We start from the raw sequence: 22112 nt of genomic DNA, 5'->3' as shown, positions 1-22112 counted from the left end.
CAACCTCTTGGGGATTAGGAGGATGATCCGAACGTCAGCCCAAATCCATGAGCATTCGGTTTGGCGAAATGCAGCTGCAAAAGAGCTGTCATACGTTCTCGAAATCCGGCTTCGCAATAAGCGAGATAGTAATCCCACATCCGAATAAAACGATCATCCAGGCCAAGCGCGTGAATTGAATCCAGCTGTCCGAGAAACCTTTCTCGCCAAAGCTGTAATGTTCTTGCGTAGTGTGGCGTGTAGTCGTCAAGTCCCACCAGTTGCAAATCGGTCTTTCTCTTAACTGCATCGGTTATCGCGGAGAGGCAAGGCAAGCAACCACCCGGAAAAATATAGCGTTGAATAAAGTCGATCGACTTTCGGTAATCGTCATAAAACTGATCAGGAATCGTGATCGCCTGAATCAACATTTCACCGTTATTTTTCAGTAAGCGACTGCATTGTTGGAAGTAAGCTGGCAAGAACTGGTGGCCAACGGCTTCGATCATCTCAATGGAAACGAGCCGATCGTATTGGCCTTGAAGATTACGATAGTCTTTGCAAACAATCTCAACCCGATCCGCCACCCCCGCTTTTTCGACAGCCGCCCTGGCATACTGAAATTGTTCCTGAGAGATGGTTGTGGTGGTGACGCGGCAACCGTATTCCGCGGCAGCATGAATGGCAAATCCGCCCCAGCCGGTTCCAATTTCGACCAACTGGTGATGATGTTCCAGCCGCAGCTTACGGCATATCAGATCGTATTTCTCGATCGACGATTCTCGTAAGGAACTCTGTGGCGACACAAAGATTCCCGAGGAGTAAGTCATTGTTGAATCGAGAAACAGCTTAAAAAATTCATTTCCCAGATCGTAATGGGCATGGATATTTTTGCGGCTACCCGATTGCGAATTACGAGTGATCAAACGACGGATCAAATTAACGGGTGCGAGTAGCAGACGCCCACTGGAATTCACGTTTTGAAAGGTGGTGGAATTGATCGCTAACAAACGAAAAACGGCAACCAAATCATCCGACACCCAATGGCCTTGCAGAAACGACTCGGCCGCGCCAAGCGCTCCTCCCATCACCACATGTCTGTAAAAAGAACTGTCGTTAACCTCTAATCGAGCCAACCGATTAGCATCACTGCCAAAAACATGTCGGTCGCCGCCCTCGACAATCTCAAGCTGTCCAAATCCCAACGATCCCAAACGCTGAAATAGCAACTGACGTGACCAATCGGTCAACCAGCCTTGGTCGCTGCCTTGTCCAAATTTTCGTTCGGAAGTCGATCGGACGGATCCTTCGTTTTGGGATGGGGGTAGTACGGGCATTTTCTGAGCCATATTCGTAAGGCCTCGTAATAAATGGCAGTAAGAATCCGTGCTGCTGGAACGGGATATCGCACTAAAGTTTTGAGCCAATTACGATTCGACAGTTCACGTCGATTCACCTGCATCGACGCATCGAACAGGCATTTCGAATCACGCAACGTCTTCAGATCAACAGAGAACTGTTCGTTCGGGACCGCCATCCGCCAATCGTACTCAAGCCCCATCTCCAGAAAAGGGGAAACGTGAAAATCCTTCGGATGCCGATAGGCCAACGCCTGACGGCCCGCCTGGTTTCCTGACCAAAGCACGTAACTGTGCTGTTCCCGCCAGGGAGTGTTGCTGACTTCAGCGACAACCGTCTCGAGCGTTTCAGATTCATCAAAACAGAAAAACAAGTTAATAGGGCTAAAATAGAAGCCGAATGTTCGCCATTGGGTCATCATCCGGATGGCGCCCGTTGGTCGGACATTTGTGCGTTCGGCAACCAGATTTCGGACGGCATCATCGAGGCTACTCTCGTGGCTGCCCAGGTGGTCAGGTCGGTAAATCGACGTCAGCGAAAAACGACCATTTCCCAATAGCGACAATCGCTCAAAAACCTGATCCAGCTCGGCAAGATCAAGATAAAGGTAAGTAATTCGATATTGGAAATCCCGCCTTATTGGCTGGAAACGACGGTGTCGCACGAACCCGTCGTAGATGCAACTGTGCATGATTCAAGTGTTTTCCCAAAAGACTCCCCAACAACTAGTGCACTGCGAACGCCGTCTTCATGAAATCCATAACCCCAATAAGCTCCGCAAAAATGGGTCCGGTGACGTCCGTTTAGCTCTCGGTGGGCGCGTTGCGCTTCAATGGTCCCCGATCCGAAGACTGGATGTTCATATTCCATCTGCCCCAGAATTAAGGATGGATCAATCTGGTCGACATGATTCAGCGTGACGCAAATGGGTGCAGGTGCACCAAGGGACTGGAGACGATTCAAGTCATAAGTCACGGCTACGGGCTGGTCTTCCGACTGAGGAATGTGATAGTTCCAACTCGCCCAGGCTCGCTTTCGCAGGGGAAGTAGCGACGAATCCGTGTGAAGCACGGCCATATTTCGCTGGTAGTCGAAACTTCCCAAGACGGATTTCTCTTGGTCGGTCGCATCTGACAACATGCGTAGCGTCTGATCTGCGTGGGTCGCAAAGATGACTTCGTCGAAGGTCTCTTCCTGACTACCCACCGGTTTCACCACCACATGTTCGGAGTGCCGACGCACACTTTCAATCGGCGAATTCAATCGAATCCGCCCCGGCATCAAATCGGCAATCGCCTTGACATAGGTACGCGCCCCCCCCGATATGGTTCGCCAAGGAGGATGGTTTGCAGCTTGCAGCAGCCCGTGATTCAAAAAGAATGCGATGAGGAAACGAGCCGGCATCTCCAACACAGCATGTGGGCGAGCGGACCAAATGGCGGCGGTCATCGGTATCAGATAGTTTTGGATAAACGCCGAGCCGTATTTCTTAGCCGTTAAATATTCACCTAAAGTCGTAACATCATCCTCAAGCCGTAAAAACCTAGGAGCTTGCCGATTGAAACGCAGCACATCCTTCAACATCCAATAAAAGCGAGGATTGAACAGGTTCAATCGCTGCGCGAACAGACCATTGAGAGAGCTACCTTGATACTCCAGACCGGATCGTTCACAGCGGACACTGAAGCTCATATCACTTAGTTGATGCGGCACGCCCAACAATTCCAAGAGTCGAATGAACTGCGGATAAGTCTGGTTATTGAAGACCATGAAACCGGTATCGACGGTGTACTCCGCGTCAAACGTCTGTACCTCGATCGTGTTCGTGTGCCCCCCCAGATAATCGGCTGCCTCAAATAGGGTGACATCATGATCCGGATGCAATAACCAAGCACAGACATTCCCGCTGACACCACCGCCGACAATCGCTATACGCATTCAAACATCCGTCCGTACAGATCAAGGGGAACGCTGCTCAGCTCGCGCTGACAAAGTGAAATCTCGCCCCTCGTCCAACACACGTTGGGGTACCGGTCGCAGATCCCAGACGATCCCAAGCCACGACAACAGAAGTAGAACGTAATAAGTGATATCGATTTCCCACCAGTAGAATCCTTGTCGCGCCGAGGACGAAAAGTAGTGATGATTGTTGTGCCAACCCTCACCAAACGTCAACAACGCCAGCCAAAAGTTATTGCGACTTTCGTCACCTGTCGGGAAACGACGGCTGCCCAACGTGTGGGCAAGGGAATTGATGGCATAGGTCACGTGATACAGCAAAACCGTCGAAACGAGAAAGGCCCAAACAAACATTTGCCATCCGTTAGTCCCCAACTGTGGTATCCAAACCTCCAATGCCGCTCCGAGAGCAAACATGGAAATAGCGAGCACGATCGGCGAAAAAAATTCAAAGCGATCAAGAAAACGTAACTCGGGAAACCGCCACAAATCCTTCAAACCACGACGTTCAAGGTCGTAATTCTCGCGACACAAAAACCAGCACGTATGACTCCACCAAAACCCATGAACGTGCGGTGAATGCACGTCGGCGATACGATCGGAGTGCCGATGATGGTCGCGATGATGAGCTGCCCACCAAATGGGCCCACGCTGGACGGCTGCGTTGCCGAGTAATGCTCCCACGAACTGAAACCAGCGAGAAGTCTTGAAAGCCCGATGCGAGAAATAACGATGATAGAAAGCCGTTAGTGCAAAGACGCGAACAAAATAAACCAACATTGCCACAATGACGGCGATCCAACTTACACCCACCAGGAAAACGGCAAGGCAGCCGATGTGCATCAACGAAAAGGGAATGATTCGAACCAGATCTCCCTTCTCAAACCGCGAAGCAGCTGCAGACATCTTCATGGAATTTTCCAAAGCAGTTTACCTCTTCCCATCCATTGACAGCGAACTGTTCACGACGCGAACGCCTGTCAATCTTTCGCCCAGCGATAGGCAGTTAGTCCCTTCAGGTCTCGAACGAATAGTTGCCCACGATCGAAAGCGAGATGAGCCCAAGTCGACTCCTCGCTGACCTTCTTCCGATCGAGAATCTCAAATTCGATCGGGTTTGCCGCGATCAACAACAATTCGCCTCGTTCATCCAAAGCCAGAATGCGGTCCCCCTGAGCCAACAGACTCCAGTACTGACCGAACGGCTTGGTGATCCATTTGTCCTCACCGGTCTCCGCATCGAGACACGCAAAGCGCCGATTTCGGAGATGAAGATAGATGTGATTGTCGACCACCACCGGCGAAGACATATAGCCCTGTACTTTGTTTTCCCATCTTTCCGAAACAGAAAATCCTTCCGGCGTCTTGTCAATTCCGAACATGAAAGACTTACCGCCGTAACTGCTCGTGAACAACCGCTCACCAATCTTCGTCGGTGTCACGATGTTCATGCCACGAAAAGCGGGGATATCCTGACTCCAAAGAAGTTCGCCCGTCTCCAGCGACAGTCCGGCGAGTGTCGTTCGACTCTGCACCAACAATTGCCGTTCGCCTCCCATGGTCTCGATGACCGGCGAGGAAAAGGCGCTACCGTTCATGCCACCACCATCGTTCATCGACCGCCAGACAATGTCTCCGCTCTGCTTGTCGATTTTGATTACCGACGCCCCTGCCTGAACGTAAATGTATTCTCCATCGATTAATGGCGATGAAACGTACCCGAAAGTCGGTACTGGAGTCTCCAGTTCCTCGACGAAATCAATACGCCACTTCTCCGTTCCCGTTTCGATGTCGAGCGCCACCAACACATCACGGATCCCTGCCACATAAAGCGTCTCTTCATCAGTGGCCGGTGTCGCGCGAATCCAACTCCCGTTCGATCGAGCAAAGAAGGGAACGCTCACAGCACCTTCCCATTCCTGGGACCACAATTGTTCGCCAGTGTTGCGATCGAAGGCGGTCACCCGCTCCGACTTTTTATCTATCGTTTCGGTCACAAACACCCGATCACCGCGAACAATCGGCCCCGAATAACTCGGCCCCAGCTTCACTTCCCACTGCTTTACCAGCGATGTGTCATCCAGTTTATCGGGCCAGACGGGCCCTGACGCATGCCCATCGCGCTGAGGTCCCCGCCACTGGCTCCACTCGGACTCCGCCGCGCCGGCGTGCAAGCCGAAACTGATGGTGAGTGCCCAGACGGCGATCGTAAGGAGGTTTTTTTTTCTCATGCTAAGCCAGCTCCATCGAGGGTTTCCATCACGCGTCAACCATCGTTCGGTCGCCGCATCGCTATGAATCAAGCGCCACTATAGAACCTTGCTCAATTTCGCCAACTCAAAAAAACACAACCTGTTGGGTAGCAAAGACTTAACGCATGAACCATTTGCATTCAAGAAAGCTCGAGTTATTTTTCGTCTCCTTTTATCGGTTATGTCCGCCGGCCCGCGATTTGGCCCGCAACCCGAGATACGTCCATGAGGTGAGTTAAGATGACTTCCATAGCTCCGAACGATCGATCGGAAACGAGCCCCGAATATACTCCAAAGGCAGCTTCAATGAAATTACTCGTATCCGGGGGAAGCGGTCTCGTGGGGACTGCGTTGCGGCGGCAAATGTCGTCAGATTCCTGTCAAATCACCACGCTGACGCGCTCCGAAGGGTCAGAGGACTCGATCCACTGGTCGCCCGAGCAGGGTCTGCTGCCGCTCGATCAAATGACCGGATTTGATGCGGTTGTCCACCTGGCCGGCGACAACATCGCAGACGGTCGCTGGACGGCAGCCAAAAAAGCCCGAATTCGGGATAGTCGGGTCAACGGAACCACTCTGCTCTCGAAGGCACTCGCAGAGCTCGAAATTAAACCAAAAGTGTTGGTTTCTGCCTCAGCAATCGGTTTTTATGGGAATCGGGGCGACGAAAAACTGGTCGAGGAGGCCTCCAATGGATCCACCTACCTTGCTGAGGTGTGTCGCGAGTGGGAAGCCGCGACACAACCGGCGAAAGACGCAGGAATTCGCGTCATCAACCTGCGTTTTGGGATTATTCTGAGTCCAAAGGGTGGCGCGTTGAAAAATATGCTTTTGCCGTTCCGCTTTGGAGCAGGAGGGCGAGTCGGGAACGGCCGCCAGTACTGGAGTTGGATCTCCCTTGCTGACGCCGTGGGCTCCATCGAGCACTCGATTTCGCACGCTGAATTAGTAGGGCCTGTCAACGCAGTCGCTCCGGAACCTGCTACGAATCTCGAGTTCACGAAAGCCCTGGGTGGAGTGTTAAAACGACCGACAATCTTCCCAATGCCCGCAGTTGCTGCGAAAATGGCCCTGGGCGAGATGGCAGACGCACTGCTTTTAAGCAGTGCCCGAGTCTACCCCCAGAAACTACAAGCTACCGGTTACACCTTCCAACATCCTAATCTTGCTATCGCTCTGCAGAGTTTGCTTGGCTGAGTTAGCTCCCCGCACGACGAATTATCAGCGGAAAATTTATGACCGATCAATTTGACTGCGTTGTTATTGGAGGCGGCCCCGGCGGTTGCACCACGGGCGCTCTCGTTGCCGAGTCCGGCCACTCGACACTCGTCGTCGAGAGAGAAAAAGTGCCTCGATTCCACGTGGGTGAGTCGTTAATGCCAGAGACTTACTGGACGCTCCAACGCTTGGGTGTTCTCGATAAAATGAAGCGGTCGGGCTTCGTCCCCAAGTCAGGTGTCCAATTTGTCACCCAATCGGGAAAAGAATCGCAGCCCTTTTTTTTCCGCGAACACGATGATCGGGAATCATCAACGACCTGGCACGTCGAGCGTGCCCGTTTTGACCAGATGTTGTTCGACAACGCGGCAGAAAAAGGAGCGGTCTGCCGCGATGAAACTCGCGTCACCGCGATCGAATTTCGAGAGCAAGGTCCGCATCGGGTTCAAATGCGGCGAACGGACGGCAGTTCGTACGACATCGAAGCAAAAGTTCTTGTCGATGGTTCGGGGCAATCCGCCATGATTGCCAGCCGGCTTGGGCTTCAAGAATTTAATCGCCGTCTCAGGAAGGCATCGATCTGGACCTACTACCGCGGAGCCGCGAGAGCGGAAGTCCCAAGCAAGAACACGACCTTGATTCTACTCACGAGCGACAAGAAGGCATGGTTTTGGTACATCCCGCTGGCAGACGACATCGTCAGCGTTGGAGTCGTGGGCGATAACGATCATTTGTTGAAGGGACGTGGGACTCCCGAAGACACGTTTCAAGAGGAGCTAGAAAAGTGCGAAGCCGTCGCGAGACGGATCCAACCTGGCCGACAAGAAGGCTCATTTCACGTCGCCAAAGAGTTTTCTTATTGGAGTCACAAGCATGCTGGCAATGGTTGGGTCTTGGTCGGTGATGCGTTCGGTTTTATTGATCCAGTCTACTCTTCCGGCGTCTACCTCGCGTTGAAGTCGGGTGAGCTGGCCGCAGATGCAATTGTCGCGGGTTTTGAAAAGAATGATCTTTCCGGGCAACAGCTCGGCGGCTGGGCAGAAGACTTCAAGAAGGGGGCCCAATGGATCCGAAAGCTCGTCCACGCCTTCTACACGGACGATTTCAGTTTCGGTCAGTTCATGAAGGCACATCCAGAGCATCAGGGCAACTTGACCGATCTTCTGATTGGCCGTGTTTGGCACGAGGGTGTAGGAAAGATCTTCAATGACATGGATCCGATGGTGTCACAATCGGAAGACACTGCGAGCACCTGAGAGGCGAAGAGTTCGAAACGACGAGGTCATTCCGGCTTAATCGCATGAAAGTACTTCCGAATTGTTTCCCGGTGGCCCAGCGGCAAAGCCTCTTGCTCCAGGACGCCTTCGGCCGCCCGCTCGAACTGCTTAAACCGTTGCTCGTATTCAACTCGTTTTGTCTCATCCGTCGGAGCTGAACCGGCTAACTCTTTCTCAGCAGGCCCTTCGCCGGCGATCCCGGAGATCGTTTCGCGTTTTCGTTGTGAAGCCAGATCTGCAGTAGCCGGCTGCTGCAAGGATTCAGGTGAGGAGCCTCTGCCCCACGTCCGTCTCGGTTGTTTTGTGGGCCTTTCGCTTGTTCCACCACTCCGAGCAACGCCCTTCGCCTCATTGATTTTCGATTTTTGTTTCGCCAAACTGCTCAGCAGTGCTTTTCTCGCTGCCAATTGTCTCGAGAAATCGGCCAGACTTGAGGCGGACGATTTTTGCTTGGCGAGGTTGTTGATAGCCGCCGAATCATCATCCGCTTTTGAAGAATTGGCCAACTCGTCGGTAAGCTTCGCCAACTTGGCTTGGTCTTGGTCACGAAAATCATCCGCCAGTTGTGCAAGTTCCCCGAACAGTTCGGCCTTTTCTCGAGACGTGACCTTTTCAGGTTCAAACTGATTAAGATCATTCGCTGCCGCCAAATAGTCCAGGTCCTCGAGAGCCCTACCGGCACTTTTCATCGCATCCGCTTGCTGTAGCGCCTGGCCCAATTCTTGCATGCTGGGATTGAGATGTGAGAGATCCCATTCTTTTTGGGCATCAGCAATTCTAGTTTGCATTTCGGACAGCGTGGCAAGCGCCTCTCGCGAGTCAACACCAGGCAACTTCATTTGCTTGACCATCCGATCAAGGTCGGCTGTCAAATCGTTCAACGTTTCTCGCTCTTTCGCATCCCACTTGGTTTCTTCCTTGTCCGCATCCTTCTTTCGGTCAGGTTGAGACAGCTGACGTAAAGGGTCGACCAATTCCAGCTCAAGTTCTTCGGCCAAGCGTACCAATTCGGGGCGAACGGATTTTGGTCCCGTGTCGCCCTTGCCTGATGCAAAGGGCAAGGTAAGCAGTAGCCAAGCGGTAAGCAACAACAGACAGGCAAAAGGGAACACCTGGGGCATGACTCGCGGAATAACCCGATTTGCTGAAACCGCTTGAAGATGGAGAAGCGCATCGTCGATTTGCAACTGTTGTAATGGAACCAAATCACTTTTTTCAGTCAGGCAGACCGCGGTCAGAGCGCGATCTTTCAGCACGTAAACCTGATCCACTTCACGTGCCACATTCATCCAGGATGGTTTTTCAAGAAAGGCAAGAGCTATCCCAACACTCACCACCAAGAGTGGAATGATGGATGCAACCCAAACTAGGAGCGGAACGCCAGCGAGTCTCAGAACGGCAAGCAGCAATGCCAACGCAGACCCAACCAAAAGCGCATGAATCGCAGATCGAAGTACCGCAAAACGGTGCATGCGTTTTTGAATGGGGCGCAATCGTTTGTGCAACTCACTGTGTTGCATAGCCTACTCCGACGAGTTGCATAGCCTACTCCGACGAACTGCTGATCGTTCAGCCTACAAGATTTCTAACACGGATGACATGCTCAACTCAACGAACCGGCCGCTTCGATCGACCTAATCCCCAGCTGGAAAGGTCGGTCCGACGTAAAGCAATGTCAATCACCAACAAGAACAGTGAAAACGAGAGCAACCAGGGCCACAAAGGTTCCGCACGTGAAGCCGGCGGCATCGTTTTCTGAAAAAACTCGGCCGCCGTGGGATTGAACTGGCCCCCCGAGGCATCGGAAACTCGCCGTAACAAGTCGGAATCGGTGGGTTTCAGTCGCAATTCGGCTGGGTAGCCCACATCAAAACCTTGTGAGGTCTGAAGTACAACTTGATTGTTTTCAGTTTGCGTAAGATCAACAAAATAAGCACCCTCATCTTTTATCGGGATGCGAATTGAGTATCGCCCTGGTGCGGTCTGCGGCACGACATAGGTCTCTTTTTCAACCTGATCAGCTGGTCGCACCAGAGTTAACTGCGTAACAAGTTGATTTTGAAATTGCCCGTTTGAATCAACAACGTCCAGCGTCACCTCCAGCGCGTCGTCCAGTTGCCTCAAATTCAACTCGCCTTGCTGAACGTCGCGATTTCGCATCACGCTTCGCGTCAACTGAGCCCAAAAGGCGGGAAAGTCAGGCCACGACATCCACTCGGATGCCCAACGACTTTTTGCATCCGAGGTAAAGACCATCGTCTTACCGAGTCCATATCGCCACCATGCCAAGAGAGGGTCTCCCTCCTCCGTCGTCAGCACAATCTCACTCGTCGGTTTCGCTCGCGTGGCAACAAAACCAAGCAGTGGAGGCGAGTTTTCGAGATCAACGCCATCCAGAATTCGCGTCACGCGGGCCTGTTGAGGCAGGAAAGGCAGTTCGTTGATGGCAGATCGACTTGCTGTCACCGTTTCTTTAGCAAAGATCTGTGGCACGGCTTGCGGATCATCACAAAGATAGAAACGTCCGCTGCCGATTTCGGCAATATCTCGCAGAGTTTTCTCATCGGCACCGTCCCCCACTGCCACGGTGGACACAGTGATGCGCTGTGCGACCATGTCGGCAGTCACTCCGGCAAAATCTCCCGGTGCTGAAATCCCGTCCGTCAGAATAATCACGTGTTTCAGCTTTGCGACCGCTGTCTGCAACGCCCGATATGCATCTGCCAACGCCGGGTACATATTGGTTCCACCGCCTGTCGCCAGTGTACGAATGCGGTTAACGATAAATTCCTTGTCAGATGCAGAATGCAATTCACTGATCCAATGAGAGCTATTGTCGAAAGCAATCACACCAACCTGATCACGTGGCCCCAACAATTCGACCGCGCCGCGGGCAGCATCTTTAGCTAATTCCAGCTTATCCTTTGCCATCGAACCTGATCGATCGATAATCAAAACAATCGCCAAGCTAGGCTTTTCTTTATCCTTTTTGGAGTCACTGCGGACGGGGAGCATTTCTTCAAGTGGCGTGCGATAATAACCTCCGAGCCCAAACGCCTGATCGCCTCCTACAACCAACAGCCCACCTCCAAAATCATAGACATAGCTGCGTAAATTCTGCATCTGTCGCAGTGAAATCTCCGTCGCAGGTACGTTAGAGAGCAGAACCGCGTCGTAAGTCTGGAGCGCATCAAGTTTTTGGGGCAGCCCCTGGGGCGGGCGCAAATCAACGTGGATCTGTTGTTCTTCAAGTGCCCAACGCAGCACGTCTGTTGTCGCGGGATCGCTATCGATTAACAACACTCGTGGCTTTCCCGTCGCGTTAACAGACCCGGATGCTTGATTGTTGTTTAGGAAAGTATCCTCAATCGCCCCAACGCGTACGGTGTAGACTACTTTCCTTTGCCCCGCCACTTGCTGCGGCACCAAGTATCGATTTTCGCCAATTTGCAAGCGAACCGTTTTCGTATCAATCTTAAGATCATCGCGAAAGAGATTAAGTTCGGCAGATTGTTGCCGCGTACTATCAATCACCACTTCCAGATTAAACGGTTCACCTTCCCGCACTTGAGTGGGCACGTCGACCGCTGACAGCTGCACTTCCGGATCACGGGGATCAGGCAAGGGAATGGTCGATATTGGAATCTCGCCTAGCGAAGCAATGCGATGAACATCGGCCACGGTTTGATTGCCGTCCGACAAGAGAACCACTTCGGGCACATAATTCGGCGGAATAACCGCCCTCGCAGTCTCCACAGCAGCAGCTAGATTCGACGCCAAATCACTCCAACCCGCTGGGCGAATCCCGGCCCTGTCGTTCGCCGCTAAAAAGTCCTCGCTCACATTTCCCGGCGTCGCTGCAAAGGGCAGAAAAACGACTCGAGCATCGCCCGCAGCCGCCTGGGCGTTTGCAATCCAGTCACGAATCAACTGTTGGCCTTCCTCGCCAACGCTACGACTTTGATCAATCGCGACAACAACAAACCGTTGGTTCGTCGTTCGCAACCAAACTAATCCTGCCATGGCACAAACCAATAGCATCCCTAGCACAAGTCGAACCCCAAACAGCAGATGCCGTTGGGCGTTGGGCAGATCAACGAGGCTTCGCCAGGCGCCGAAAGCGAGCCAGGGAATCAAGAACACCGCAAACACCAACATCGTTGGTCGCGCAAATTCAAGCGGCAGAGAATCAAGCATCAGCCGACCCACCTCCGCTGATAAAGGTACCATTCGATTGCGCTTAACAGCAGAGCAGCAAACGTCAGGTAAAACCAGATCGGATAGTGTCCCCAACCGCCGAGCTCACTCCAATGGGAGACATTCGTTGTTGTCCGAATATCACTCTCCGTCTGACTTGCAAGGTTACAGGCCAATGTGACCGTCTCAATCTCTGTTTCTGTGCCGGCTTCCTCCATTGGTTCCAGTTCGTAAAAACCGACGTGATCCAAAGGCCCAATGACAACTTTACCAGCCTGCACAGGTCGGGTCTCTCCCTGGGGATCGCTGATTTGCCAATCGGCTTGCTCACCGGCAGCAAGATGCGGCAAAGTGATTTGCGCCGTCCGCCCCGTCGCAATTGCACTCTGCAGGTCAGCATTCCCATCTTGAAACCAAGCAATCGCGTTCGACATCAGAATCGGGAAAGCCGTCCGCAAAGGTAAATCACCTCGCAGTAACTCGGTCGTCAGCAACAAGAGACGAGTGCCGTTTCGCTGACTTGCCAGGTAGAGCGGGTTTCCATCCAATGACTCTGCAAGCGTTTGATACTCTGTCGTGAACCGCAACTTGCGGGCGCCGGGAAAAACCACATTTTCAAGATTTACATGGGTCATGAGAGGACTTACTGAATCCTGCGACACGACGATGGGATCACGTATCGCAGCTTGCAACTCCCACCAATCTGAATCCGTAATTGGGTCAATCACAAACACATTTCCGGATGGCACCTGTTCCAGACGAGTGCGGTGCAGAATCAAGATCGACCCTTCCGGAATTTCTCCAGGCAAATCGGGAGTCACGACAACTTCTAATTGAGGGATAACCGACAAAACGCTTTCCAGAAACACACTCCCGGGAGTCACCAGTATCACCGGCTGCACGGGTCGAGGCACCACGACGGCAAAAGCTTGATTGTCACATGCGAGGAGATCCTTTTGATCCAAACGCGCCACCAATCTTCCGCCCTCAGCACTCGCATAATCGAGCACCAAGGTGCGCACCTCATCTGCTTTAAGTTCCAATGGGATTACATCAAGCAATCGATTTTCAAGACTCATTTCCAGTCGTAGCGAGGCTGGCTCATCGGAAAAGTTACCCACTTCGACCAGTGTTTGAAATCCCACCAGATCATCAAGATTCCGCCGCACTTGCAGCTGGGTAATCCCTCGATTTACGGCCGATCCGCCACAAGTGCGAAGCTCCACCACGTGTTCGGCTTCGCTCAAAGCGATTTCCTGATCGGTCAGCAAAATAATTTTGACGTTCCCATGATCGGCAACAAGACGTCGCGCGACGTTCAGAGCCTGATCCAGGTGGGCTGGAGCATCGGTTGGATTCAACTCAGATAATGCATGGCGCAAACTACGTCGATGGTCGGTCAAGCCGATCTCAACAGCGGCGTTTGCAGTGGATATGATCGCCATCTGATCACCTACACGTAATTCCTCGATCAACCGTTCCGCTTGCTGCCTGGCCCATTCAAAACGAGACGGACTCACATCAGTTGCTGACATACTGGCAGAATCATCGACAACAACGACGATCCGCCGCGCTTGATCTAATTGCGAGATAAACAAGGGATTGGCAAGTGCGAAAACCACGAGAGCCAGGAATAGCAATTGCAACAGCAACGAAACAATTTGCCGTAAGCGTTGCCAGATGGCGCGAGGCGTTTGCTCCTCAAAGACCTGTTCCCAAAACATAGTCGTAGATACGGACTCTCGGCGCAACTGCACCTTCAAGAGGTAAAGGGCGAGGATCGGCAACGCCAGCAGTAGCCATAACAAAGCGTTAGGAACAGCCAACTGCATGAAAACACCTCAGGACACAGTTCCGGAGTGACGCATCATTCGCAATACCAATTCGTCAAACGGCAACTCGGTTGAACTCTGTACGTATCCCATGCCATATCGAGCGGCGTAATCCTGCGAGGATTCGAGAAATTGCTGGAATACTTGGCGATAACGTGCTAAGCCACGTTCATTGACCGTAACCTTTTTTCTCTCCCTCGTTTCGGCATCGACCAGTTCGACATCACCGCGAAGCTGAGGATTAGCCTCATTTTGATGATAAAGGTGGACCAGATAGGGTTCAAAACGATGAAATCTTAAGCGATCAAGCCCCTCTCGATAGCCATGAGGGTCCATCAAGTCGCTCACCACAATGGCCAATCCAGACCTGCTCTGTCGATGCACGAAATCCGTGGCACAACGCTCGAGATTCGTATCCTGTCCCACTGGCTCTAGCTCTTCCAGAAAACTCAGCAACGAGAGCACACAATCCTTACCACGAGTAAGTGGGTAGGTTGCCAAGATCTCACCCGCGAATGCATTAATGGAAACTCGATCTAAGTCGGCAAGGGCAATATAGGCGAGCGCTGCAGTGATCTGTCTTGCGTAATCAAACTTTTGAGGCTCGCCAAACCGCATACTTTGGGAACAGTCGAGGAACAGATAGACATGCAAGTCCTGCTCTTCTTGAAAACGTTTTAATAACAGCTCGTCGTGTCGTGCCAGTACACTCCAGTCCAGATATCGCAAATCATCTCCGGTGGTATATTCCCGATGTTCTGAGAACTCAACTCCAGCGCCCAGCTGTTTTGTCCGGCGTTGTGCCAGGAGTTGCCCGCGAAAGACGCGTTTAGACACCAGCGAAAGGTATTCCAACTTGCTCAGAAAATCAGAGTCAAATAACGCCATAAAATCACCCGTAGCGAACAGTCGCCTAGTTAAATTAGTCCGCGATCGAAGTGGATTGGGTGACGTGTTTCAATATATCATCGATGACATCGTCTGGCTGAATGCCTTCGGCTTGCCCCTCAAAATTCAAAATAAGACGATGTCGCAACACATTGTGCACAACCTTTTGCAGATCATCTTGAGCCACATTTAGGCGACCATCCAAGATGGCTCGTATCTTAGCGGCCAGAATCAGAGATTGTGCACCACGTGGACTCGAACCGTACCGCACGTATCGCTTGGTTAACTCCGAGGCCTCTGCTTGTTCCGGATGGGTCGCCATCACCAATGAAATACCGTAACGGCGAATCGGATCAGCAATGGGAACCTGCCGCGCCAACCGACACATGGCGACCACGCGTTGCGAATCCAAAACTGAGTTGGCGACCGGTTGATCGGTTTCGGTGGTGCGATCCAAGATCGTTTCGATCTGTTCTGTCGTGGGAAACTTCACAAGCAACTTAAAGAGAAATCGATCGAGCTGAGCTTCGGGCAACGGATAGGTACCTTCCATTTCCAACGGATTTTGGGTCGCCATCACAAAAAACAACCCGTCGAGCGAGTAACGTTTACCGGCAACCGTTACTGCGTGTTCTTGCATGGCCTCCAACAACGCGGACTGAGTCTTGGGCGTAGCTCGATTAATCTCGTCAGCCAGCAAAACATTCGTGAAGATCGGCCCTTTCTGAAACTCGAACTGTCGATCCCCGCCTGCTGCCTCCAACAAAACATTGGTGCCAATCAGGTCAGCAGGCATCAGATCGGGTGTGAATTGGATACGGGAAAAATGGCTTTCCAATACGTCGGCAAGCGTTCGCACCAACAAGGTTTTCCCGAGCCCGGGGACGCCTTCTAACAGCACGTGACCTCCGGCAATCAATGCGGTCAATGTCGCCTCGACGATTTCATCCTGACCAACAACCACCTTCGCGACTTCGGCTTTGAGTTTGGCGTAGTCGTCGCGAAACCCGAGCAGTTCGTCTTTCAAATCCTGGCAATCTGACACAAATATCATCCTCAAATTTCGGGCCAGCGAAATGACAATACGCAGGAGAAAACACCAAGCAACCGAGACTGCCAAGCGAAACAAGCCAGACAGGCAATTCTCACTTCGATCGATACGTTTGCGACATCAGGATAAGCTAGACCTCGCGTCGCTTCCAATCCTGGGGCGCAATACCAAACCGTTCCTCCCCATCCCGAATTGCTTCTTCCAAGGTCTGAATCCACGTATCGGCAGTGAAGAAACCGTCGGGTGACATTATAAGATGGTAACCGTTTTTGTCGTCACCTTCTATTTCGAGTTTGATGTCACACTCGCTGCCAGGCCCACGATACCCGGAATCCGGCGATGAGCTCCAGGCATTCTTCCGTCCCCAGACACGTATTCGTGTTGAACTTGTCCAGCGCGGCATAACGACCTGAGCACCCAATATTAACGGGCCATCCGCGACAGCGATCGGTGGCAAAACAAACCACCCTTCGCGGAATTGAGTGCAAGAGAGAGTGTGTGGAGTCGGACCGCATCAGGTCAGAAAGCCACCCTCTCAACTAGCTGTTTTTTTTGCGGCCTTCTTCTTGGTGGTTTTTTTGGCAGCAGCCTTCTTTTTGGTTACTTTCTTCTTCGTTGTTTTCTTTGCAGCGGCCTTTTTCTTCTTCACTGTCTTCTTGGCCGCTTTTTTCTTTTTCGCCTTCTTCTTCGGCGCACGAGCCGCTCGTTCGGCTAACAATTGGACGGCAACTTCAAAGGTGGTCTCTTCCGGAGACGTGCCCTTCGGCAGCGACGCATTGGTCGTTCCGTCAGTTACATACGGGCCATATCGCCCCTCGAGCAATTTGATGGGCTCCTCGGTGACGGGAGAATTGTCGAATGTCTTAATCGGTTCTTTGGGTGCACCACGTCCGCGACCTCGCGTCTTCGGCTGCGCGAGTAAATGCAAAGCCTGCTCCAACGTTACCTCCAACGGTGAAACGTCAGCCGGCAACGATCGCGTCTCCTTATCGCATTTGACGTACGGTCCATATCGACCGTTGAAGGCCATGACCGATTCTTTCGACTCAGGGTGCTCGCCCAAGTCCCTGGGCAACGACAGCAGCTTCAGAGCAATTCCCAGATCCACATCCTCCGGCTTCATCTCTTTCAGCAAGGAGGCATTCTTCGGTTTTTCACCGTCTTCCGGCAAACCAAGCTGAATATAGGGCCCAAATCGCCCCTGCTTCATGAAGACCGGTTTGTGAGTGTCCGGACAAACCCCAAGCGGTTCATCGTCCTTGGCAGCTTTCTCAAGTAAATCAATAGCCCGCTCAAGAGTCAGTTCATCGGGCGCCATTCCGTCGGGCAAAGAGGCCTTATTCTCACCTTGCTCTAGAAACGGCCCATACTTACCAACTCGCAACACAATCGGATCGCCCTCCGCGACAGGCGTCCCGACTGGGAAGCGACTCATGACACGAGGATCAATTTCCTTCTCTTTGGATTGCAAACGCGTCTTGAGTCCTGGCTTTCCATTCCCAAAATAGAACTCCTTCAAATACGTAACGTGCTCAGTCTCCTGTCGACTGATTGCATCCAAAAAGTCTTCCATTTGCGCTGTAAACTCGTAGTCAACGAGTGAAGGTAAATGCTCTTCAAGCAAACGAACCACCGTAAATGCTGTCCAGCTTGGGACCAGTGCATTTCCCTTTTTGAAGACATAATCACGTGCCTGAATCGTGTCGATGATCGACGCGTAAGTACTCGGACGCCCAATGCCCTTCTCTTCCAAGGTCCGTGTCAATGTGGCTTCGGTAAATCTCGCTGGTGGCTGCGTCGTATGACTTTTTGGATCAGTCGAATTGCACTTGATCTCTTCCCCCTCAACGACGGCAGGCAATAAGGTTTCTTTGTCCGCCAACTCTGCTTTTGGATCGTCAGATCCTTCCACATACGCACGCAAGAATCCTTCGAAGTCAATCGTGGTTCCACTTGTTTGGAAAACCGCGCCCGCACCTTCCACCGTAATGATAATCCGACGCTTACGAGCATCAGACATTTGGCTTGCTACAGTCCGTTTCCAAATCAAATCATAGAGTTTGTATTCATCCGCATTCAGCTTACTCTTCAAAGACTGGGGCGTCGGAAAATCGGCACCCGCGGGGCGCACTGCCTCATGAGCCTCCTGAGCATTCTTTACCTTAGATGCGTACACACGCGGCTTATCGTAAAGATAGTCATCACCGTACTCCGACTTGACCAGGTTCCTCGCCGTATTCACGGCAACGTCGGCTAGTGTCGTTGAATCCGTACGCATGTAAGTGATGTAACCATTTTCGTATAGGCTTTGAGCCGCATTCATCGTGCGACGAGCCGTGAAACTGAGCTTTCGGTTCGCCTCTTGTTGCATGGTGCTGGTGGTGAACGGAGCCTTGGGTTTTTCCGTGAAAGGCTTGACCTCTAACGAAGCGATTCGAAATTCGGCCGTCGCAAGTTTCGCGGCCAACTGGTTGGCTGCTGCTTCGTCCATCAGATGCAGCGAATCGTTCTTTAGCTTACCCGTGGACGTGTCGAAGTCCTTGGCTCGTGGAATCTTCTTGCCATCCACCGACATTAAGGTCGCCTCAAACGATTCGCCATTCAACTTGGCAAACGCACCGATTAAATCCCAATAGGTCGATGAAACGTGCGCAATTCGCTCTCGCTCACGCTCGACAATCAAGCGAACCGCCACACTCTGTACACGACCTGCCGACAGACCGGGACCAACCTTCTTCCACAATAATTGCGAGACGTCGTAGCCATAGAGTCGGTCAAGAATTCGCCGAGTCTCTTGAGCACGAACCAGCCCTTCGTCGATCTCGCGGGGATGGGCCAAAGCGTCTTCGATGGCAGGCTTCGTGATTTCGTGAAACACCAAGCGCCTGACTGGCACCTTCGGCTTGAGCAACTCCAGCAAATGCCAACTGATCGCTTCCCCTTCCCGATCTTCGTCCGTCGCCAGAAAGAGGTCTTTGGATTCCTTCAGAGCTTTACGTAATTTCGTTACTTGCTGCTTCTTACCAGGCGGCACGATATAAACTGGTTTAAAATCTTCCTGGACATTAACCCCCAAATATGCCCAGTCTTCCTTCTTGAACTCCTCGGGCACCTCTTTCGAACCTTGAGGCAAATCACGAATGTGGCCGATGCTAGCCTCGACCGTGTAGTCGCTCCCAAGAAATTTTGAAATCGTTTTTGCCTTCGCCGGTGACTCAACGATCACCAACGATTTCCTTTTTTCGCCGGATGATTTCTTAGCCATAGCTCAAATTCTTGAATAAAAATGCCTGGGAAAACGGTGATTCGCCACCGCTAAAAACTGCAAACTGCTCACATTATCGGCTAGACCTTTGCCGATAATTCCATTCCTTTTCGCCGCTTCGCACGAACGATAATTTCGGCCTGATCGGTCCATCCCAACTTGATCATCCGTATAATAGCTCAAGTGTCTACCGGACGTTGCTTCCAAGACAAGCCTTTTTGGGATTGAATTTGCATCCAGTCTCCATACAATCAGCCGTCTTCCCGGGTGCCGGGCTAGGCAAATCAAATAATACGCTCTCCTCCGACTTGTCAAGTCGGCATGCCGGTCAATCTCGGCCGTAGATTAGACCGTGAGGACCCACGATGTCGAACCCACTCGCAGCATTTCGTAAGCATCAAAAAATCCTTTTGGGGGTTTTTGGTGTCGCTTTGATGATTGTTTTCACCGTCGGAGGCATCGTCAGCCAGTGGATGGGCACGGGGGGAACTCGGCCCACCAAGGGCGATCCTGTCGTCAAACTCAAAGCCGATCCGTCCGCTCGGTCAACTGAGACATTAAGCGAACAGGACATGACGAGTATGCGTTCTACGCGGATTGTCTTGCGTGAATTTATGCGACGCATCAACGGACTTGCCGTAGAAGCCGGTGCAACTCCGCAAAGATCTCTGGGAATTCCGGACAGTGTGGACGAAAGATCCTTGCTACAAACGCTGATTCTTTCGCAAAAAGCCCAAGAAATGGGATTGGTGGTTAGCAATGAGTCGATTAACGGTTTCTTACTGAGATATACGCAAAATCAGCTTGTCTCCAAAGATTTCTCAGAGGTGCTGAAAAATCTGACGCAGGGTCAGTGGTCGGTAACCCGTTTTTACAACGCAATGCGACAGGAATTGCTCGCTCTCAGGTTTATCGAGCTCTTTAATCGAGGATTGTACCCGGCAACTCCCGCCGCATCCTGGGATTATTTCCAACGCTTAAACCGCCAAGTCCGCATCGAAGCGGTCCCATTCAATGCATCAGAGTACCTGGATCGAATCAATCCACCGGCTGAGGCCGAAATAAAAAGCGAGTACGAAGCAGGAAAAGACCAATATTCTTTCCCAAGCTCGCCAAACCCCGGTTTCAAACAACGAAAAAAAATCAGCCTGCAATACGTCACGGCGAATCTGGACTCTTTCCTGGAGGAGGAAAAAAAGCAGATTACTCCCGAGGAAATCGAGAGCTACTACAACGAGAACAAAGAAAATTTCCGGAACACCCAACTGCCCAACGAAAGTGACTTCGGCATTCAAACGCCCCCTGCTGCTGCTGTCAACGAAAACGATGCCAGTTCGGAAGCAACCGACGCTCTGCCAACAGCGGGTACAGAGACGAACGAAGACGAGTCGACAGAAGAGATCGACAATAACTGTGACCCATTTCAGCAAGAGAGCGACGATTCGGTTGACGTAACCAACGCACCAACCGATCCAGAGCTTCCCAAAGACGACCCGGCAGAAGCCAAAGACGACTCGGCAGAGGCCAAAGACGACTCGGCAGAGGCCAAAGACGACCCGGCAGAAGCCAAAGACGACTCGGCAGAGGCCAAAGACGACTCGGCAGAAGCCAAAGACGACTCGGCAGAAGCCAAAGACGACTCGGCAGAGGCCAAAGACGACTCGGCAGAAGCCAAAGAAAATCCCTCAGGTAATTCTGATTTAAGTGACATTCTCCCCAACAATGCTGAAATCTCAAACGATGACACCGTTGATCTGAACGACCTACCAGACGGTGTTCAGCCAGAGGAAAAAGAAGAGTTCAAACCACTCGAAGAGGTTTCTGATCAGATCCGCACAGAACTGGCCACCCCGCGAGCGTTCGAGAAACAAACAGAAGCCATCAGCGCAATCCGGATCAAGATGGAAGATTACAGTGCGGCCTACGAGGGTTGGACGGCCATGGAGAAAAAGGGAGCCCAACCGACTCCGCCCAATTTGCAACAGATCGCTTCTGAGCAAGGTCTAACGAGTGGTGAAATTCCACTGATGGATGTAGTTCAAATGCAGGAAATCGACCCGCTCACCGGTGACCCTCGTTATCCCATTGCCCAGGCGTTCAATGCGAACTTCGTACCGTTCGCCCAACTTGCATTTTCCGATAATTTGATCAACTACAAACCCCGCGAGATTAGGGGATACGTTCGCGATCAAACCTACCTGTATTGGAAAACGTCGGAATTAGCGGAAAAAACGCCAACCCTGGAGGAATGCAAAGCTGAGGTTGAGCGCTATCTTAAAATGAAAGAAGCTTTGACGAAGGCAAAGGAAGCCGCCGAAACTGCTGCGAAGCAAATTCGAGACAGCAATCGCACGCCGGAAGATTTCTTCCGCAACTCACCCAACCGCAAGGTGGTTGAGGCAGGCCCTTTCTCGTGGATGTCACGAGGCAGTTTTCCAAATCAGCCTCCGCAAATCAGTCGCATTGAAGGAATTGACTTCGCGGGCAATGCATTCATGAGAGACGTCTTTCAACTGAAACAAGGTGAGTCAAGTGTTGCAGTCAACAACCCTGAAACGACCGCCTACCTAGTTTACCTTAAGGCAGATGTCTCCAATCCAAATCAGCTCCGAGATACATTTTTCCGCACCGGCTTTTCACCGGAGATCGTTCAGCTTGGACTGAGCGAAAGTCGGGAAATGCTACGTGAGTGGTACAACAAGTACGAGAAGCAGCTAGAAGTTGAGTGGCTGCGGAACCCGGAGACGGACGGTCGCCTACGCTAAGCAAGCCCTGGTAAGAATGAGAAGAGCCCGGAATGATCCGGGCTCTTTTTTTGGGCGGATTCCCTCTTTT

15 protein-coding genes are annotated in these 22112 nt (G+C 51.9%); 3 read left to right on the top strand and 12 right to left on the bottom strand.

Annotated features, from left to right (window positions below; all coding sequences use genetic code 11):
* Nucleotides 1–14: 14 nt before the first annotated feature.
* From P8N76_09730 to P8N76_09710, 5 genes are all read right to left on the bottom strand, one after another.
* Nucleotides 15–1316: a cyclopropane-fatty-acyl-phospholipid synthase gene (locus tag P8N76_09730; protein MDG2381943.1), complete on the bottom strand. Its 1302-nt coding sequence runs from the start codon at nt 1314–1316 to the stop codon at nt 15–17.
* On the bottom strand, nt 1226–2029 hold the full coding sequence (locus tag P8N76_09725) for a DUF1365 domain-containing protein (protein ID MDG2381942.1): 804 nt from the start codon (nt 2027–2029) through the stop codon (nt 1226–1228). Before P8N76_09725 ends, P8N76_09730 begins: the two co-directional genes overlap by 91 nt.
* Nucleotides 1975–3276: an FAD-dependent oxidoreductase gene (locus P8N76_09720; GenBank protein MDG2381941.1), complete on the bottom strand. Its 1302-nt coding sequence runs from the start codon at nt 3274–3276 to the stop codon at nt 1975–1977. The genes P8N76_09725 and P8N76_09720 overlap by 55 nt, the downstream gene beginning before the upstream one ends.
* Before the next feature lie 21 nt (nt 3277–3297).
* The gene (locus P8N76_09715; protein MDG2381940.1) at nt 3298–4209 is read right to left on the bottom strand and encodes an acyl-CoA desaturase; all 912 of its coding nucleotides are present in this window, start codon (nt 4207–4209) and stop codon (nt 3298–3300) included.
* Nucleotides 4210–4277: 68 nt separating this feature from the next.
* Nucleotides 4278–5528, bottom strand: a complete 1251-nt coding sequence (locus P8N76_09710; protein ID MDG2381939.1) for a PQQ-like beta-propeller repeat protein — start codon at nt 5526–5528, stop codon at nt 4278–4280.
* A gap of 327 nt (nt 5529–5855) precedes the next feature.
* Between P8N76_09710 and P8N76_09705 the strand changes: the two genes are divergently transcribed.
* Nucleotides 5856–6746: a TIGR01777 family oxidoreductase gene (locus P8N76_09705; protein MDG2381938.1), complete on the top strand. Its 891-nt coding sequence runs from the start codon at nt 5856–5858 to the stop codon at nt 6744–6746.
* Between the two features lie 38 nt (nt 6747–6784).
* Nucleotides 6785–8023, top strand: coding sequence for an NAD(P)/FAD-dependent oxidoreductase (locus P8N76_09700; GenBank protein MDG2381937.1), 1239 nt, complete (start codon nt 6785–6787; stop codon nt 8021–8023).
* A gap of 26 nt (nt 8024–8049) precedes the next feature.
* On the opposite strand, the gene P8N76_09695 is transcribed toward P8N76_09700, so the two are convergent.
* The 7 genes from P8N76_09695 to topA form a co-directional block, all read right to left on the bottom strand.
* The gene (locus P8N76_09695) at nt 8050–9564 is read right to left on the bottom strand and encodes a hypothetical protein (protein MDG2381936.1); all 1515 of its coding nucleotides are present in this window, start codon (nt 9562–9564) and stop codon (nt 8050–8052) included.
* Nucleotides 9565–9652: 88 nt separating this feature from the next.
* Entirely contained in the window at nt 9653–12241 is a 2589-nt protein-coding gene (locus tag P8N76_09690) for a FixH family protein (GenBank protein MDG2381935.1), read from the bottom strand.
* Nucleotides 12241–14073, bottom strand: a complete 1833-nt coding sequence (locus tag P8N76_09685) for a VWA domain-containing protein (protein MDG2381934.1) — start codon at nt 14071–14073, stop codon at nt 12241–12243. Before P8N76_09685 ends, P8N76_09690 begins: the two co-directional genes overlap by 1 nt.
* A gap of 9 nt (nt 14074–14082) precedes the next feature.
* On the bottom strand, nt 14083–14961 hold the full coding sequence (locus tag P8N76_09680; GenBank protein MDG2381933.1) for a DUF58 domain-containing protein: 879 nt from the start codon (nt 14959–14961) through the stop codon (nt 14083–14085).
* A 34-nt stretch (nt 14962–14995) separates the two neighbouring features.
* Nucleotides 14996–16006, bottom strand: coding sequence for a MoxR family ATPase (locus tag P8N76_09675; GenBank protein ID MDG2381932.1), 1011 nt, complete (start codon nt 16004–16006; stop codon nt 14996–14998).
* Between the two features lie 136 nt (nt 16007–16142).
* Entirely contained in the window at nt 16143–16415 is a 273-nt protein-coding gene (locus P8N76_09670) for a hypothetical protein (protein ID MDG2381931.1), read from the bottom strand.
* Between the two features lie 132 nt (nt 16416–16547).
* Nucleotides 16548–19277: a type I DNA topoisomerase gene (topA, locus tag P8N76_09665; protein MDG2381930.1), complete on the bottom strand. Its 2730-nt coding sequence runs from the start codon at nt 19275–19277 to the stop codon at nt 16548–16550.
* Nucleotides 19278–19642: 365 nt separating this feature from the next.
* On the opposite strand from topA, the gene P8N76_09660 reads away from it, so the two are divergent.
* Nucleotides 19643–22042, top strand: coding sequence for a hypothetical protein (locus tag P8N76_09660; GenBank protein ID MDG2381929.1), 2400 nt, complete (start codon nt 19643–19645; stop codon nt 22040–22042).
* The last annotated feature ends 70 nt before the right edge of the window (nt 22043–22112 follow it).

This window comes from Pirellulaceae bacterium (assembly GCA_029243025.1).
Classification (GTDB): Bacteria; Planctomycetota; Planctomycetia; order Pirellulales; family Pirellulaceae.
The sequence above is the reverse complement of the archived record's forward strand: the minus strand, read 5'-3'. Positions and strand labels throughout refer to the sequence as shown.